At 62.4% G+C, this 16,352-nt stretch carries 13 protein-coding genes; all 13 read right to left on the bottom strand.

Annotated elements, in window-relative coordinates:
* Positions 1-90 precede the first annotated feature (90 nt).
* The gene (locus tag MESCI_RS16880; protein ID WP_013531156.1) at positions 91-1,041 is read right to left on the bottom strand and encodes an ABC transporter substrate-binding protein; all 951 of its coding nucleotides are present in this window, start codon (positions 1,039-1,041) and stop codon (positions 91-93) included.
* Between the two features lie 154 nt (positions 1,042-1,195).
* A complete protein-coding gene (locus tag MESCI_RS16875) occupies positions 1,196-1,540 on the bottom strand; it encodes a peptidase inhibitor family I36 protein (RefSeq protein ID WP_013531155.1) in 345 nt (114 codons plus the stop codon).
* A 78-nt stretch (positions 1,541-1,618) separates the two neighbouring features.
* On the bottom strand, positions 1,619-2,467 hold the full coding sequence (locus MESCI_RS16870) for a DUF1194 domain-containing protein (protein WP_164919919.1): 849 nt from the start codon (positions 2,465-2,467) through the stop codon (positions 1,619-1,621).
* Between the two features lie 90 nt (positions 2,468-2,557).
* Positions 2,558-5,119, bottom strand: a complete 2,562-nt coding sequence (locus MESCI_RS16865) for a GcvT family protein (protein WP_013531153.1) — start codon at positions 5,117-5,119, stop codon at positions 2,558-2,560.
* A gap of 155 nt (positions 5,120-5,274) precedes the next feature.
* Positions 5,275-6,033: an FkbM family methyltransferase gene (locus MESCI_RS16860; RefSeq protein ID WP_013531152.1), complete on the bottom strand. Its 759-nt coding sequence runs from the start codon at positions 6,031-6,033 to the stop codon at positions 5,275-5,277.
* Positions 6,030-7,262, bottom strand: coding sequence for a glycosyltransferase 87 family protein (locus tag MESCI_RS16855; protein WP_013531151.1), 1,233 nt, complete (start codon positions 7,260-7,262; stop codon positions 6,030-6,032). The genes MESCI_RS16860 and MESCI_RS16855 overlap by 4 nt, the downstream gene beginning before the upstream one ends.
* Positions 7,263-7,283: 21 nt before the next feature.
* Positions 7,284-8,714, bottom strand: coding sequence for an aspartate aminotransferase family protein (locus MESCI_RS16850; protein ID WP_174299086.1), 1,431 nt, complete (start codon positions 8,712-8,714; stop codon positions 7,284-7,286).
* Between the two features lie 104 nt (positions 8,715-8,818).
* The gene (locus MESCI_RS16845) at positions 8,819-9,826 is read right to left on the bottom strand and encodes an NAD-dependent epimerase/dehydratase family protein (RefSeq protein WP_013531149.1); all 1,008 of its coding nucleotides are present in this window, start codon (positions 9,824-9,826) and stop codon (positions 8,819-8,821) included.
* Positions 9,823-10,272 carry an EamA family transporter gene (locus tag MESCI_RS16840; RefSeq protein WP_013531148.1) on the bottom strand — a complete coding sequence of 150 codons (450 nt, stop codon included), beginning with the start codon at positions 10,270-10,272 and terminating at the stop codon, positions 9,823-9,825. The genes MESCI_RS16845 and MESCI_RS16840 overlap by 4 nt, the downstream gene beginning before the upstream one ends.
* A gap of 124 nt (positions 10,273-10,396) precedes the next feature.
* Positions 10,397-11,749, bottom strand: a complete 1,353-nt coding sequence (locus MESCI_RS16835) for an FAD-binding oxidoreductase (RefSeq protein WP_013531147.1) — start codon at positions 11,747-11,749, stop codon at positions 10,397-10,399.
* A gap of 2 nt (positions 11,750-11,751) precedes the next feature.
* Positions 11,752-13,185 carry a UbiA family prenyltransferase gene (locus MESCI_RS16830; RefSeq protein ID WP_013531146.1) on the bottom strand — a complete coding sequence of 478 codons (1,434 nt, stop codon included), beginning with the start codon at positions 13,183-13,185 and terminating at the stop codon, positions 11,752-11,754.
* 206 nt (positions 13,186-13,391) lie between these two features.
* Positions 13,392-13,655, bottom strand: a complete 264-nt coding sequence (locus tag MESCI_RS16825; protein ID WP_023812335.1) for a hypothetical protein — start codon at positions 13,653-13,655, stop codon at positions 13,392-13,394.
* A 156-nt stretch (positions 13,656-13,811) separates the two neighbouring features.
* A complete protein-coding gene (locus MESCI_RS16820; protein WP_013531144.1) occupies positions 13,812-16,298 on the bottom strand; it encodes a mechanosensitive ion channel family protein in 2,487 nt (828 codons plus the stop codon).
* Positions 16,299-16,352 lie beyond the last annotated feature (54 nt).

Here is a 16,352-nt window from a genome sequence, read left to right as displayed (position 1 = left end):
TTTCAAATGGTCCCCATGCTCAAATCGCGCTTTGTCCAAGAGAAGGCGGCAGCGCCAGGCGCCGCCGCTTGATGGTCAAAGGCCGAACGATCAGTTCGAAACCGCGCTGGTGTCAGCCAACGTGGTGACGTCGGGCGCTTCCTTGATCAGTCCCATCTGCAGCAGCAGTTCGCCGGCGGTCTTGGAAAAGTCCTGGAATTCCTTGGTGAAGAACTGTTTGTTCTCCGCCCGGTCGGCCCATTTCAGGTATTTCGCCGAATCCTCGAATTCCTTGGCCGACTGTTTCACGTCGGCACCCATGGTCTCGTAGGATTTCTGCGGATCGCTCTTGATCAGGTCGAGTGCATCAAAATAGCTGTCGGCCAGCGCCTTGGCGGCATCCGGATTGGTTTTCAGGAATTCGGGTGTGCAGCCCACCGTGTCGAGCACCATCGGGTAGTCGAGCGTCGTCGCCAGGATATGGCCCTGGTCCGACTTGTCGCGCACCGCCGAGATGAACGGCTCGTAGGTGACGGCGGCGTCGTTCTGCCCGGCGAGGAAAGCTTGCGCCGCCGCATCAGGCTCCAGATTGACGACGGTGACGTCCTTCGTCGATATGCCGTTCTTGTTCAGCACCCAGGCGAGCATGAAATAGGGCGACGTGCCCGGCGCCGATGACGCGACGTTCTTGCCCTTGAGATCGGCGACGGTCTTGATGTTGTTGCGGGCGACGATGCCGTCGGCGCCGTAGGATTTGTCGAGCTGGAAGATCTGCTTGGTGGTGACGCCGCTGGCGTTCCACACCAGCCAGGTCTCCACCGTGGTGGCCGCGCATTGCAGGTCGCCGCTGGCGATGGCGAGCGGCCGGCTCGCTTGCGGCACCTTTTTCAAGGTCACGTCGAGTCCGTGTTTCTCGAAGATGCCCGCCTGCTTCGCAAGCGTCAGCGGCGCGAAGCCTGTCCAGCCGCTGATGCCGATAGTGACCGAGGTGGCAGCCATCGCCGGTGCGGACAGGCCGGCGGCAAGTGTCAGAGTTGCGGTAAGAACGGCGATCCTGTTCATGTCGGTTCCCCTTTTGTTTTTGCTGGGGAATTGTCTCACAGACGCCAATCGGCTTGTCAATGAACAGCTTGGTGAGGCAACCGGCAGGCCCGGCTCTGCTGTCGGCCAATGGCTACCACCGCCAGAAATCCATCGTGGCTAATCCAAAATGGCCTCAATAATCGTCGCAGGTGCACTCCGCCGACGATATACGGTCATTCCAGTCGCTGCCGCCGAAATCGCGGATCCGGCGCCGGATCTCGATCGAGCGGCCACCCATCCGGGAGTCCTCATAGGCAATGAGTGCGCAACCCCGGCGCACAATCACCGACGACACACGGTCGTTCCAGAACTGGCCGCCGCGAAAGTTCACGGAATCGTCGGGGCCCATACCGATGGACCGACCGCGAAAATTCGCGTGCTCGAACATCATGCAGGCGGGCTCATCATTGTATTGGGCGCTGGCGGCGTCGGCAAAAAGCACGGACGCGACAGCAGTCAGGATGGCTAGACGTTTCATCTGATGTTTCCTCGGTTTTTGCCGCGGCCCCTCCGACTGGATAGCGCGGTCCGGCCAATTTGCCAATGCTTCGGTCGCCTAGCGGCTGTCAAACATCCAGCTGCGGTTGCGCCACATTTTCTCGCCGACCAGGCAGTCGGTGGCGGGCTTGTCCTGCGCCAATACCACCGGCGGATGCGTGGCTTCTTCTGCCGCCCATTGCGGCGAGGCCGGGCCGGCGAGTTCCAGCACCAGCTTGCGACGGATGGCTTCGGGAAACTGCGTCCAGTCATTGACCGGAATCATGAAGGCTCCGGGTCCGCCGATGACGCAGTCGCTGTAGTAGCGATCGAGATTGCTGACGTCGTAGGCGCCGGAAAAACCGCCTCGCGTCATCAGCGGCAGGCCGTTGATGACGATGCCTTGCTTGATCAGATCGTCGCGGGTCAGGTTGACCGGCGCGCCTTGATTGTTGGGGCCATCGCCCGAAATGTCGATGACCCGCTTCGTGCCCTGGTAGCCGCTTTCGGCGAACAGGTCATTGCCGAACTCCAGCGCTCCGGAGATCGAGGTGCGCCGCGCGCTGTTGGGCGGCTGAGCGGATAGTTGCGCAACCACCCGCTCGGCGTCGGTGCGGCTGGCGATCACCGTCCACGGCACGATGACGCGCTGCCAGTTGGTGCCGGCCCATTCGACATAGGTGACGGCGATCTTGCCATAAGCGCCATCGGCAATGGCCTGCAGCACATTGTCGTGCGTCAGTGCCGCGGCGTAGCCGTGACGCTGGATCTCGAGTTCGTCCGGAGACATCGACAGCGAGACATCGACGGCCAGCACCAGCTCGATATCGACGGGCTCGTCAGCTTGGCCCGCGGGCGTCAACCAGAGCGTCAGTGCGAACGCGGCGCAGCCTGAAAGGAAATGTCTTGCGCAGGCAAAAGCAGACATGCCGCGAAGGTAAGCGAAAACCGTCGGCTTAAAAGAAAGCCCGGCCGATGGCCAGGCTTTTGCCTTCATGCCCTTTGCGCCGGCTAGCAATCAGCTGCGCGGCTTCAAATTCTCCGGATCGTAGAGCGGCTTGTAGCCGACAGCCGCCACTTCGACCGGATATGTCTCACCGAAATACTCGATCGTGAGCTTGCGGCCTTCCTGGGCGTACGCCCACGGCAGATAGGCAAGACCGATATTCTTGCCGATGGTCGGGCCATAGGCCATCGAGGTGGTGAAGGACCGCCGGCCGAGTTCGTCGACCAGCGTCTCGCCGGTCTTCGGATCCATCACCGGCATGGTGCCGACGGGATAGCGGGCAACGCCTTTGGAATCGACATTCTCGGTCATCACCAGCGTGCACAGCATGGCCGGTTGGTGCTCGCGGGCGCGGTATTCGACGTGCTTCGCCTTGCCGCAGAAATCGTTCTCCTTGACCTTTGGACGAGCGAGATCCGCTTCGAGCAGATTGTACTCGGTCAGAAGGTCGGCGTTCTGCAGGCGCAGGCTCTTTTCCATGCGGCGCGTGTTGGCATAGGTCTCCACACCGAAAGGCATCACGCCGGTCGAGCGCAGCGCATCCCACACAGCGAGACCGTCCTCGTAGCGCATATGCAGTTCCCAGCCCTGCTCGCCGACATAGGAGATGCGGAAAGCGGTGACGTCCTTGCCGCCGATCCGGACCGGCTTGATCGCCGCGAATGGGAAGTTCTCAACAGAGAGCCCGTCCGGGTTTTCGACCACTTTCTGCAAGGTCGCCCGGGCGTTCGGCCCCCAGATGCCGATGGTCACATAGTTCTCGGTCACGTCGGTGATGGTGACGTCGAAACCTTTGTCCTGTGCCGTGCGGCGCATGTACTGGAAATCGCGCGGGCCAGCATCCGCGCCGTCGATCAAACGACAGCGGTCGGCCATGCGAATGACGGTAAAGTCGGCCCGCACCATGCCTTCCTCGTCGAGGAAGTGGGTGTAGATGCCCTTGCCGATGTTGTTGTCGCCGCCAATCTTGGCTGCGCACAACCATTCCAGCAGCGCGACATGGTCTGGACCTTCGATGTCGTACATGGCGAAATGCGACAGGTTGACGATGCCGCAATCCTCGCTCATGGCGAGATGTTCGGCATTGGAGACGCGCCAGAAATGGCGGTTGTCCCATTCGTTCTCACGCACCGGCACCCGGTTGCCGTATTTCTCCAGGAGATGCTCGTTGGCGGCATAGCCGTGGGCGCGCTCCCAGCCGCCGAGTTCCATGAAATAGCCGCCGAGTTCCTTCTCGCGTTCCCAGAACGGCGAGCGCCGGATATTGCGGGCCTTGGAGAACGGCTCGCGCGGATGTACCGCCGGATTGTAGACCTTCATCGCCGTCTCGGTGCAGCGGTCCCAGATGAACTGCTCCTTGGTCTGGTGCGGATAGAACCGTGCATAGTCGATGGCATGGTGATCGATTGCGGTGCGGCCGTCGGTCATCCAGTCGGCGATCAGCTTGCCCATGCCGGGACCATCCTTGACCCAGATGGCAACGGCATACCACAGACCCCGCACCTTCTGGCTTTCGCCCATCGACGGGCCGCCATCCGCGGTTACCTGGAGAAGTCCATTGAACGAATGGCTCTCATTATAGCCGAGTTCGCCGAGGATCGGCGTCAGTTCCATGGCGCGTTCGAGCGGCGCCAGGATCTGTTCCATGTCGAGATCGCGTTGCGACGGCGAAAGCCGCGCCTGGTCCTTCTCCAGCAGGTCGCGCGGGTGGCAAAGGCGCGGATTGGTCTCTTCGTAATAACCCCATTCGATCTGCCCGCCCTCGGCGGTCTTGGGATCACCGGTGTCGCGCATATAGGCCGAGTTGCCCTGGTCGCGCAGCAGCGGCCAGCCGATCTCCTTGCCGGTGCCGGCGAACTCGTTGTAGGGGCCGAAGAAGGTCAGCGGATGGTCGATCGGCATGACCGGCAGGTCTTCGCCGACCATTTCCGCTATCAGCCGGCCCCAAATCCCGGCGCAGACGACGACATAGTCGGCCTCGATGGTGCCGCGGTCCGTCACCACGCCTGATATGCGGCCGTCCTTGACGACCAGCGACCGGGCCGATGTGTTGGCGAAGGATTTGAGCTTGCCCGACGCTTCCGCCTGGTCGACCAGCTTGCCGGCGACCGTCTGCGAACGCGGGATGACCAGACCGGCATCGGGATCCCAAAGACCACCTTGAACAATCGCTTCTTCGATGAGCGGAAATTTTTCCTTGATCTCGGCCGGCTCGATCAGGCGGGCGCGCGTGCCAAACGCCTTGGCGGAGGCGATCTTGCGCTTGATTTCTTCCATTCGGCTGTCGTCGCCGACACGCGCGACCTCGAGGCCGCCGATACGCGCATAATGACCCATCTTCTCGTAGAAATCGATGGAGTAGAGCGTCGTCCAGCACGACAGGAAATCGTGGCTGGTGGTGTAGCAGAAGTCGGAGGCGTGCGCCGTCGAGCCGATATCGGTCGGGATGCCTGATTTGTCGATGCCGACAATGTCATCCCAGCCGCGTTCGATCAGGTGATGGGCGATCGATGCGCCGACAATACCGCCCAGGCCGACGATGACGACCCTCGCCTTTTTCGGAAACTCTGCCATTGCCCGCGACTCCAAAGTGATAAAGCGGGCGGACTATAGGGCGGAGCGGCAGGGCGATTGAAGCCTGTTTGCGACATTGGCAAAAAGCCGAGCGACCAGACGGCAGAATGCTTCACATCGGGCGCCTGGGGCGGTTCGCTTTTCGGTGGGCTAACTCAGGCGAAGGCCCAGATGTCTTCGGCCTGGAAGCCGACCTGATAGCCTGATGTCTTCAGCTTGACCACGACCTGCCCGATTTCGGCGGCCGGCAGCGCGCCGACCTCGACCTTGATCATGCCGGGACGGTAGCGCTTGAGGTCGAGCTGTTCGAAGACGATCCAGTCGGCGCCCTCGCAATCGACGAGGAAGGCATCGATATGGATGATGCCGTTGCGGTCGAGCAGCGTCTGCAAGGTCTCGGATGGCACCTCGATGTCCCTGAGGTGCGGGGCGAACTTGTTGAAGTTGGTGTCGGCCTCGCCCCAGGCATTCTTGCCCGACATCAGATTGGTGTCGGTGACCGACGAACAGCCGATGAATTCGATGGGCAGTGTGCCGGACTCGAGCGCGGCGGCATCGAAGGTGTGGACGGTGATCGTCCCCTTGGCCTTTGTCACCGCCACCGGCTCGATGATGAACCGGCCGGTGTCGGGATAATTGGCGCGCAGCCGTTTCTGATTGTACGGGATCGGCTCGACCAGCATCGCGCGTGCGCCAGCTATGCGGTGCAGCCACGGCGTCACATCGTCGAACAGCGCGCCGTCGCAGGCGCCGACATTGACCATCTGGAACGGCCGCCCTGCCCCACCGAACCGCGCCTTCAGCGCCGCCTTGGCCAGGAACTTCGTGCCGCGCAGCGATGGTCCGCGGTCGAGAACGCCACTGGGAAGACCGAGCGACAGGGCAACGCGCGCCAGGCTGGATAGCGAACTCATGACTTGTCTCCAGGAATGATTTGCATGGCAGCGCGATTCTCACCGCGAGCCGCGGCCGCCCACAACGCCATGAGCGGCGTCGCCAGCAGCAGGAATGGCGGGATCAGATGCGGGAAATAGATGCGCGTGTCGTGGATCGGGAAGACGGTGAACTTCGCCAGCGCGCCGAGCACCAGTGCCGCAAACAGGATGCCGGCGCGGCGGTCGAGGCGGAAGCCGGCGCGGGCGGCGGCAAACCAGCCGGCCAGTGCCAGCACCGACACCCCGACCCAGCTGTTCAGGCTGACGGCACGCAGCAGCGAGGTGGCAAATGCCCTGAGATAGGCAACGATGGAGAATGGCGGCTCGAACCCGTCCATATTGTAATGCTGCTCTATGCTGGAGAACCACAGATGCGGCCACCAGCCGGGATGATGAGCCCAGTGCGAGATGGCAAAATAGGCAACGAAGGAAGCGGCAAAGCCGGCCAGCGCGCCCCACGATTTCTGCCGGAAGGCGACCAGCAGCACGGTAAAAACAGCAAGGAAAACAATGTTGTCCGGCCGCACCATGAAGGCGAGGAAGAGCAGGATCGCGGTCGCCATCTCGCGCCCGCGGACATAGGCATAGAGCCCGCCGAGCAGCAGCGCTGACGTGAGCAGATCCGGCGTCGAAGCGCGCGCCGCATCGCCGAAATCGGCCATGATCAGCACCGCGCCGACCATAGGCGCTAAAGCCAATGCCTTTTCCGAGCGCAGCCAAAGCAGCGCGATCGCGCCGAACAGCAGCACGGAGAACACCGATACCAGGCGCATCGCCTCGACCGGCGACATCACCGCGCCCATCGTCGACAGGACCTCGGCGTAGAGGAACTTGATCCGGTACATGCCGAGCAGCGAATGGAAATCGGCGGCATTCTCTGTCATGTGGCTGCGGAAGCCGCCGCCATCATCGGTCAGCGCCTTATAATCGCTTGCCGAAACGCCCGATTTGACTGTGTTGTAGGCATAGTCGTGCAGCGCCTGTGCATCGGGATAGGTGCCCTCCTCCGATATAGCGAGATAGGGCAGCATGTCCCAATTGGCGTCGGGCATTACCCATGCCGTGAGCGCTGTAAAAAGGATGTAGAGCGCGAAGGCCGCAGCGCCGATCGGTGCCGCCAGCCGCGCATAAGTCCCCTCGCCCCACGCCAGGCCGGCTCCGGTGAGCCGGTCGAGTGGGTTTTGTGGAGCGGGCGACTTGGTCAGCATCGTTGTACCCAGCGAACTCGCTTAACGAACCTGGCTTTTGACGAAATCCTTCACGATCGACACGATGCCGCGCGACAGCAGGCTGTCGAAGGCATCGACGAAGCGGTCGACATGCTCGCGCTGGCAGATCAACGGCGGCTCCAGCCGGATGACGTTTCGGTTGTACTCGGTGAAGGCGACCAGCACGTCGTAGTCGCGCAGCAGCAGCGCGCCGACGAAGCCCGACAGCGAGCCCTTCAGCTTGTCGTCGAGCACGCTGACGATCGGCCGCAGCACCATCGGCAAGGTCTGCGAGAAGTCGTGGAACTCCAGGCCGACCATAAACCCCTTGCCGCGCACATCCTTGATGATCTTCGGGTACTTTTCCCTGAGCGCCTGCAGGCGCTGCAGCAAATAGTCGCCGGTGACGGCGGCATTGTCGATCAGCCCCTCGTCGTAGAGCACGTTGAGCCCTTCGATCGAGGTGACGCAGGCCTCGCCCATTCCGCCGAAGGTCGCCATGGCATGGATCATCGCCGTTTTCGGCGTGCCATAGGCCTTCATGTAGACCTCGCGCCGCGCAATCATCGCGCCGACCGCCGCCTTGCCGGCGCCGAGCGACTTGGCCAGCGCCGTCACATCGGGAACGACGCCGTAATGTTCGAAGGCGTAGAAGCGGCCCGAACGGCCGTAGCCGCACTGAACTTCGTCGGCGACCCACAGCACGCCATACTGGTCGCACAACGCGCGCAGCTTCTGCCAGTACTCGGCAGGCGCCTGGATGATGCCGCCGCCGCCCTGGATGGTTTCCAGCACGATGACGCCGACCTCCGGGTCGGAACGGAACAGGCGCTCGACCGCCTCGATGTCGGCAAACGGGATGCGGACCGTGTTTTCGGCCACCTTGAAGTCGGCGCGGTAGAGCTGGCCGTCGGTGATGCCGAGCACGCCCTTGGTCTTGCCATGGAAGGAATTCTCGGCATAGACGACCTTCGGCCGCTTCGGACCGGCGGCGCGCTCGGCGAGCTTAACCGCCGCTTCCATCGCTTCCGAGCCGGACGAACCCAGAAACACCATGTCGAGATCGCCGGGCGAGCATTTGGCGATGTTGTGCGCAAGTGCCGCCGCATATTGCGACATGAAGGCGATAGCGATTTCCTGGCGCTTCTCCTCCTGGAATTTCTTGCGTGCTTCCAGGATGCGCGGATGGTTGTGGCCAAAGGCCAGCGAACCGAAGCCGCCGAAGAAGTCGAGGATCTTGCGGCCGTTCTGGTCGATGTAGAACATGCCTTCGGCGCGCTCGATCTTGATCTTGTGGAAGCCGAGCAGCTTCATGAAATGCAGCTGGCCGGGGTTGAGATGCGCCTTGAACAGGTCGGTCATTGCCGCGACGTCCATCGCCTTGGCCTGCTCGACGCTGATCAGGTTGGGCTTGGCGATGGTGGCGGGCGACAGCGCCGGCGCACTGACCATGGTGCGCGCATTCGTCTGTTCGGGCTTGGCCATGACGGTCATTTCAATCTCCTGTCTGCACGCACGACCGCAATCGTGCGCAACGAAAGCTGTTTTGCGAGCCGCTATTCGGCGGGCACATGTGTGGTGGCGACCGCGTGCCCGGCTTTCTTGGCGCGGTACTCGCTATAGGCGGCGATCAGCATGTCCTCGTCGCGATATTGCGGCGCCCAGCCGAGCTGACGCCCGGCCTTGGACACGTCGAGCACGCATTCCTCGTCGGCGATCAGATACTGTTCCGGGTCCATGATCGGCATGTTCATCAGGTCGAGCAGGTCCAGCGTGCGCTTGACCGCCCAACCCGGTGTCGGGATCAGGATCGATTTCGAGCCGGCATGCCTGATCAGATCGCCGAGCAGCTTCTTGACCGGCGGTGGATTGAGTGAACCCAGATTATAGGCCTCGTTTGGCACGCCGGCCTTCCAGGCCGCGCGGGCGGCTTCGGCGCAGTCGAACACCGAGATGAACTGATAAGGGTTCCTGCCCGAACCGATCATCGGCACCGGAAAATTCCAGTCGATCAGCTTGAACAGTTTTTCGAGAATGCCGAGCCGGCCGGGACCGATGATCAGGCGCGGGCGAAACAGCGAGATCGACATGCCGCGCTTGCGCCACTCGGCCGCCAGCTCCTCGGTCTTCTGCTTCGACCAGCCATATTCGCCCAGCGGCGCCACCGGGTGCTCCTCGGTCATAGGCTGCGTGACCGTGTGGCCGTAGATCATGTCGGTCGTGTAGTGGACGAGTTTTGACGCACCGGCTCCGTCCATGGCCTGCATGATGTGCTCGGTGCCATGGAAATTTACAGGGAAGAAGAAGTCATGCCGCTTGGCGCGCACCTGGATCGGCGACAGCATCTTGGCCGACAAATTGTAGACCATGTCGTCGGCCTTCAGCCCAATCGCGGCGACCGAGGCCGGATCGGTGACGTCGCATTGGATAAAGCGGACGCTGCGGTAATGCGGCAGGTCGCTCTTGACGATGTCGGCGACGACAACCTCTTCACCATCGGCCACAAGCTTCGGGGCAAGATGGCGGCCGACGAAACCGTCACCGCCGAAAATCATATGTCTCATCGAACGATCTCGTTTGCTTGGATCTTGTCGGGCGTGATGGAAGCGGCCTGGTCCTCATGCCCTTGCCCACCCAAATCCCGGCCACTTTGCGCGATCAGCACCGTGCCGACGCAGATGAAGGCGATGCCGGCGACCCGCCAGCCATTGAGGTCCTCGCGGAAGACGAAATAAGCGAAGATGGCGACGGCAACATAGGCGAGGCTGAGGAACGGATAAGCGAAGGAGAGCTCGACCTTGGACAGCACATAGAGGTGCGAGGCCATCGAGATGACGAAGGTACACAGGCCAAGGAACACCCAGGGGCTGAAGACGATCTGCAGCAGCTTGACGAGCGGATTGACGCCCTCGAACGAGATCGGTCCGAGCGACATCATGCCTTGCTTCAGCATCAGCTGCGCCGCGGCATTGGTCATGACTGTAAAGAGAATGAAGACGATGTATTTCATGAGTTCCAAGCCACCCCTTCACACTTCCTACTACAAACCCGCAAACATTTGGTGAAGTCCCAACATTGTTTTGAGTGAATCGCGCTATCAACCATCTGTTAACCAATAATTATTCGGATTTTATCTATTCGGCTGCCTCGACCGAGCCTCGCCGCACATCCAATTTCTTCGCAGTGCGCGCCCAGAAGTCGGACATGAAGGCGTGGTCGCGGAGCGCTTCCAGCCGCTGCCATTCGGGAAAGGACGAAGCGAAGATTTCGGCCCCCATGCGGGCGTCCTTGTACGGATTGACCGCGCCGCCGGCCTCGACCGTGATGCGGTCGAGCTCCCGCAGCAGTGTCAGCGTCGCGGCGCCCCTGTTGGGGAAATCCAGTGTCAGCGTGTAGCCGGGACGCGGAAACGACAGCAGCGCCGGCGAGCGGATGGAGCCGAAGCGTTTCAGCACCGTGAGGAACGAGCCCTGCCCGGCTTGCCTTGCAGCCGCCAGCAATGCCGGCACGGCCTCGCGCGCCGTCTGTTCCGGCACCACGCTCTGGTGCTGGAACAGCCCTTTCGGCCCATAAAGCCGGTTCCAATCGCGCACGCCGTCGAGCGGGAAGAAGAAGCCCTGGTAGCCGGCCTGGCGCGGCACCGTTGCCCGGCTCTTCCTCCACCTGTAGGCAGCGTTGAAGGCGGTCAGGAACGGCCGGTTGAGCACGTTGAACGGCGGCTGGACCGGCACCGAGAAATTGCCGCCGGCGCGCGAAGCGGCATGCGAGCCGTGCTCGGCGTGATTGCCAGTGAGCAGCAGGCCGCGACCGCTGTTGCGACCGCCGGCAAGCTGGTCGATCCAGGCGACCGCATATTCGTTGGCCTGATCGGCCGCCGCGGCCAGGTCGAAGAATTCGCAGAGGTCACGAAACGGCGTCACCCTTTCGACGATGTCGAGGGAATGCACCCGCATCAGCCGGATCGAGGCCGACAGAATGAGGCCGGTCAGCCCCATGCCGCCGATCGTCGCCGCAAACAGCCGCGCATTGTCTGTCGCCGAGCAGCGATGGGTCTTTCCATCGGACCTGAGCAGCGTGAAGCTCTCGACATGGCAGCCGAAGGTGCCGCGCCGGTGATGGTTCTTGCCATGCACGTCATTGGCGATGGCCCCGCCGAGCGTGACGAATTGCGTGCCTGGCACAACGGCGGGGAAGAAGCCGTAGGGGGCAGCGTGGGCGATGATGTCGGACAACAGCACGCCGGCATCCGCCTTGAGAACACCGGTTTCGGCGTTGAAGGCGTGGATCCGGTTCAGCGATCGCATATCGACGACCGCTCCGGCCCCGTTCTGGCAGGAATCGCCGTAGGAGCGGCCATTGCCATAGGCAAGCAGCGACGCCGGCTTGGCCTGACCGCCCTTCAGCAGCGCGATCGCCTCGTCGGCACCGATGGCGCGCGGCGCCGGCGGCGTGGCAAGGCCAAAGCTTTGGAAACGTCCGGCGGCCATGCCTACCAGCCCCCGATGACCAGCATCACCGCACCGATCAGCACCACGATCTGGCTGCGCCAGTCGCGGATGATGAAGACGACCGGATCGTCATGCATCTCGTTGCGGCGCGCCAGGATCCAGACGCGCATGGTAAGATAGAGCACGATCGGCGCCAGCGGCCAGATCAGCCATGGATGCGGATAGAGTTCCCGCACCGCGACACTGTCCATGTAGAGCGCCAGCACCAGCGCCGAGGAGAAGGCCGAGGCCATGCCGGCCTGGGCGACGATCTCCTGGTCTTCGGTGCGATAGCCGCGACCGGCAATGCGCTCGCCGGGCGGAATGGCGGTGGTGCGCAGTTCGACGAAGCGCTTCACCAGCGCCAGCGACAGGAAGAAGAAGATGGAGAAGGCCAGCAGCCAAAACGAGACGTCGACGCCGGTCGCCGCCGCACCGGCCAGGACGCGGATCGTGTAGAGGCCGGCGAGCGTCAGCACATCGACCAGCAGCATGCGTTTGAACGACAGCGAATAGGCGGTGGTGACGACCATGTAGCCGCCGAGCACAGCCATGAATTCGGGCGACAGGAACAGCCCGGTGCCGATGCCGATCGCCAGAAGCACCGCGATCGCCCCAAGTCCGAACGGGATCGACAGCGCGCCGCTGGCGAACGGCCTGTTGCGCTTGGTGAGGTGTTTGCGGTCGAGCGCGAGGTCGAAGAAATCATTGAGGATGTAGATGGCCGATGCCACCGCGCTGAACGAGACGAATGCCAGCAGGCATTCCCAGATCATGTCGGTGTTGAAATATTCATGCGAGAGCACCATCGGCACTGCGATCAGCGAATTCTTCAGCCACTGATGCACGCGCAGCATCTTGACGATGGTCCGCAAAGTCGGCTTCGGCGCCGGCACCGTCTCGGCGCCATGTGCCGCCTGCCAGCGCGCGGCATGGCGGTCGGGCGCGACGACGATCGCGTTGCGTGCGGCATCGAAGACCTGGAGGTCATGGCGGCTGTTGCCGGCGTAGTCGAAACCGCCATCGCCATAGGCTGCGATCAGCGAGGCGCGCTTCCTGCCCGAGGTGAGATTGGCGAGACCATCGGTGGCCAGCACCTGGTCGAAAATGCCGAGATGGGCCGCGATAGCGTCGGCGAACTTGCGCGGCGTACCGGTCGCCAGCACGATCTTGCGGCCCTCGGCGTGCTCGGTCCGGAGGCGGCAAAGCAGCACCTCGCGATAGGGCAGCGATGCCGGATCGATGTCGATGCGCTGCGCGATCGCCTGCTTCAGCCGCGCCGGCCCGCCGGCGATCCAGAACGGTACGAGGAAGATATAGAGCGGGTTCTTCTTGAGAAGGATGAACAGCCCTTCCCACAACAGGTCGGTTGCGATCAGCGTGCCGTCGAGATCGACCGCAAGCGGTATTGCGTTCCTGTCCGATCGCGCATCCATGTCCGTCCTGCCCTGCCCGCGTAGAGTTGCGCGCCGCTTTTCGGCGTCTTGAGGCTGGTATAGCGGGCGATGGCGTAGCGAACGTTAAAACGCACGGTTGCAGACGGCTGCCATGGCGGTATTTCCGGTGTCATTGTTAAACAACCGCTACCGGAAACGATAAAAGGCCGGGCAAATGCCCGGCCTCTACAATCGTGACGCCAAGATTACTTGATGCGGGCGACACCGCCCGAGATCTCGACAGTTTCCGAACCGGTCAGGGCTTCGAGATCGCCATTGGGCAAGGTGACGAAGCAGCCGTTCGGGCAGAACTCAACCGTTTCGCCACCGGCCAGCGCAAGGTCGGTCTTGCTGCCGCCCTCCGTTACGACCAGCGTGCGGGTCTCGGCGTCCTTGTTGACCGCGCTCGCGGCATGGACCGAGCCGATGGCGGCGACCAGGGCGACTGCAGCGACGAGAGACTTCCACATGGTGCAATATCGGTGTTCCCACCGCCTCTGTTGCATTTGGCAAGGCATTTTCGCCTTTGCATGGAGCTTATATGAGATGGAAGCTGAACCGCAACTGAATGCCCCATTCATGCCGCAATCGATTCCGGGCAGGATTGAGGTCGACGGAGTCCGAGCCTAGTCCGGGTCCGGCTTCTTGGTTTTGCGAGACTTGACCAGTCGCTTCTTCTCCGCCTCGGCTTCGGCCCTTATCTGCTCCTGTTCGGCGAAGTCGGCCTCGATCTTGTCGTCGTCCGTCGGCCAGGCCTTGGGCTTGTGGGCCTCGACCACGGCGCGCGGCGTCGAGGGGATCTCGATGTGTTCGCTGCTGAATTTTTCGAGGACGGCAAAACGGATGTCGTTCTGCGCGATGTTGCCGTTCATCACGTCGGCCAGGAACACGCGGATTTCGAATTCCAGGGCGGCAGGGCCGAAATTGGAAAACAGCACGAAGGGTTCGGGGTTCTTCAGCACCATCGGGTGGCTGCGGGCGATCTCCAGCAGGACGGCATGAACCTGCTTGACGTCGCTGCCATAGGCGACGCCGACCTTGATGTCGACGCGGCCGAGCTTGTTGCGGTGCGTCCAGTTGCCGACGGCGTTGTTGATCAGGTTCGAATTGGGCAGGATCACCGATTGCCGCTGGAAGGTTTCGATCTCGGTGGCGCGCACGCTGATCTTCTTGACCGTGCCGCTGACGTCGCCGGCAACGATCCAGTCGCCCACCTTGAACGGCCGCTCGGCCAGAAGGATCAGGCCGGAAACGAAATTGGACACCACGTTCTGCAGGCCAAAGCCGATACCGAGGGAAAGAGCGCCGGCGACCAGTGCCAGGCTGGACAGGTCGATGCCCGCCGCCGAGATGCCGACCAGTGCCGCCAGCGCGACGCCGGCATAGCCGACCGCCAGCCTGATCGAGTTGCGCACGCCGGTATCGACCTTGCCACGCGCCATGACCGAGCCGTCGAGCCAGCCCTGGAACCAGCGCGTCAGGAAATAGCCTATGACGAAGACGACGATGCCGGAGAGGATGCCGGTGACCGAGATCGTCACCGAGCCGATGTTGATCCCGGTTGCGAGCTTGTAGGCCCAAGCCTGGATATCGCCGGGCTGGAAACCCCACATCAGCAGGATCAGCGGCAGGAACACCAGCACGATCATCACATTGATGGCAACGCTGACGACAAGGCCGAGCTGGTCGAGGGCCGTATCCTCGTAGCTGGAATTGGCCGACAGCCAGCGCCCGACGGAGGTGTTGGCGAAAGCACCCTCCTCGCCGATCGCCTGCGCCGACAGGAAGCCGATATAGGCGGTGATCAAGGCTGTGCCAGTGACGACGACCTGCAGCGAAACGAACAGCGCAAGGCCGATATAGCCGAGCAAGGCGGCTATGATGGTGAATAGGCCAAGGCCCAGCGACAGGTAGCGCAGCCATGCCGGCCAGGGCCGCCAGCTTCCGTCGCGCGCCTTGAACGGCCTCAGCATCGCCATCAGGATCAGGATGATGCCGACGATGATGGTGGCGACAAAACTGCGGGCGATGGTCAGCGACAGCGGCGAACCCATCTTGTCGTTGATCACCGATAGGAAGGTGTTGACGCTGATGACCACGGCCATGGCGGTGGCCAGGCGCACCAGCCAGCGCGCCGGCCCGGTTTCGACCGGGATCAGGCGCCAGTTCGGCAGCCGCGGTTCCAGCGCCGCATTGGTCAGCCGGTTGACGCAGAACACCACGCCGATGACGGTCGCCAGCGCGTTGAGGAAGAGCCCAATGTCGCCGCGCAACACATTGTAATAATTGAAAAAGAAAATCGTCGATCCAAGAAAGGCGGCAACCGCCAGCGTCGGCAGCAAGGTCGACCAGAAGGCCACCGAAAGGCGGCTGAGATAGGATGGGTCCTCATTGGTGGGGTCGGCTTCGAACACCCGCCCGAACAGGCGCCTGCCGCCAACCAGCAGCACCAGCGCCAGCCCGAGCGCCACGAAGGTTGCCGCCAGGATCGCCTGGAACTTGAACTTGAAGGCAAAGCTCAACCAGGACGACACCGCCTTGTAGAGATTGCCGAACTCGTCGCGGGCGTCGGAAAACACCTGCGGGCTCAGCGCATCCGACAGCACGTAGCGCTTGGTCAAAAGATTGCGGAACAGCTCGCTACGCATATTGCCGATCTTGTCGATCAGCCCACTGATGCGGATCGACAGGTTCTGTGCGCTGGCAACGACCGCGTTGATCTCGGCCTTTTCCGATGCAAGCGCCTGACGCTCGCCCGTCACGATGTCGGGCTCCTGCGGCTGGCCCGCCGCCGGTGGAGGACCCAGCACCTCGATGCGATTGTTGATCTCGGTGAGCCGCGAGCGGAATACCAGCGCACTGGTGAGTGCCGCCCGCGACAGGTCCTCCAGCTGCAGACGGATCTCCACGAGTGAGGCATCGTCCTCACCGTCCTGCTGTATCTTCTTCTCGAGATCGTCCGTCTTGGCCGTTAGATCCTGGATGACCTTTTGCTGATCGGCGACCAAACCGGCCGAGCCCTGGCCGAGCGCTTGCGCCATCGCCTTAAACGAAAGCGGCGCCGAAACGACCAGCGTGAGTACCAGGATGAGACGAAGCAATCGGAAAAGCATGATTTGTTGGCGACTCATCGGCGGCAAAGGCAATTTGAAAGCCTGTCCTTGATA

This window comes from Mesorhizobium ciceri biovar biserrulae WSM1271 (assembly GCF_000185905.1).
Taxonomy (GTDB): Bacteria; Pseudomonadota; Alphaproteobacteria; order Rhizobiales; family Rhizobiaceae; genus Mesorhizobium; species Mesorhizobium ciceri.
This window is presented reverse-complemented; position numbering and strand designations above follow the sequence as displayed.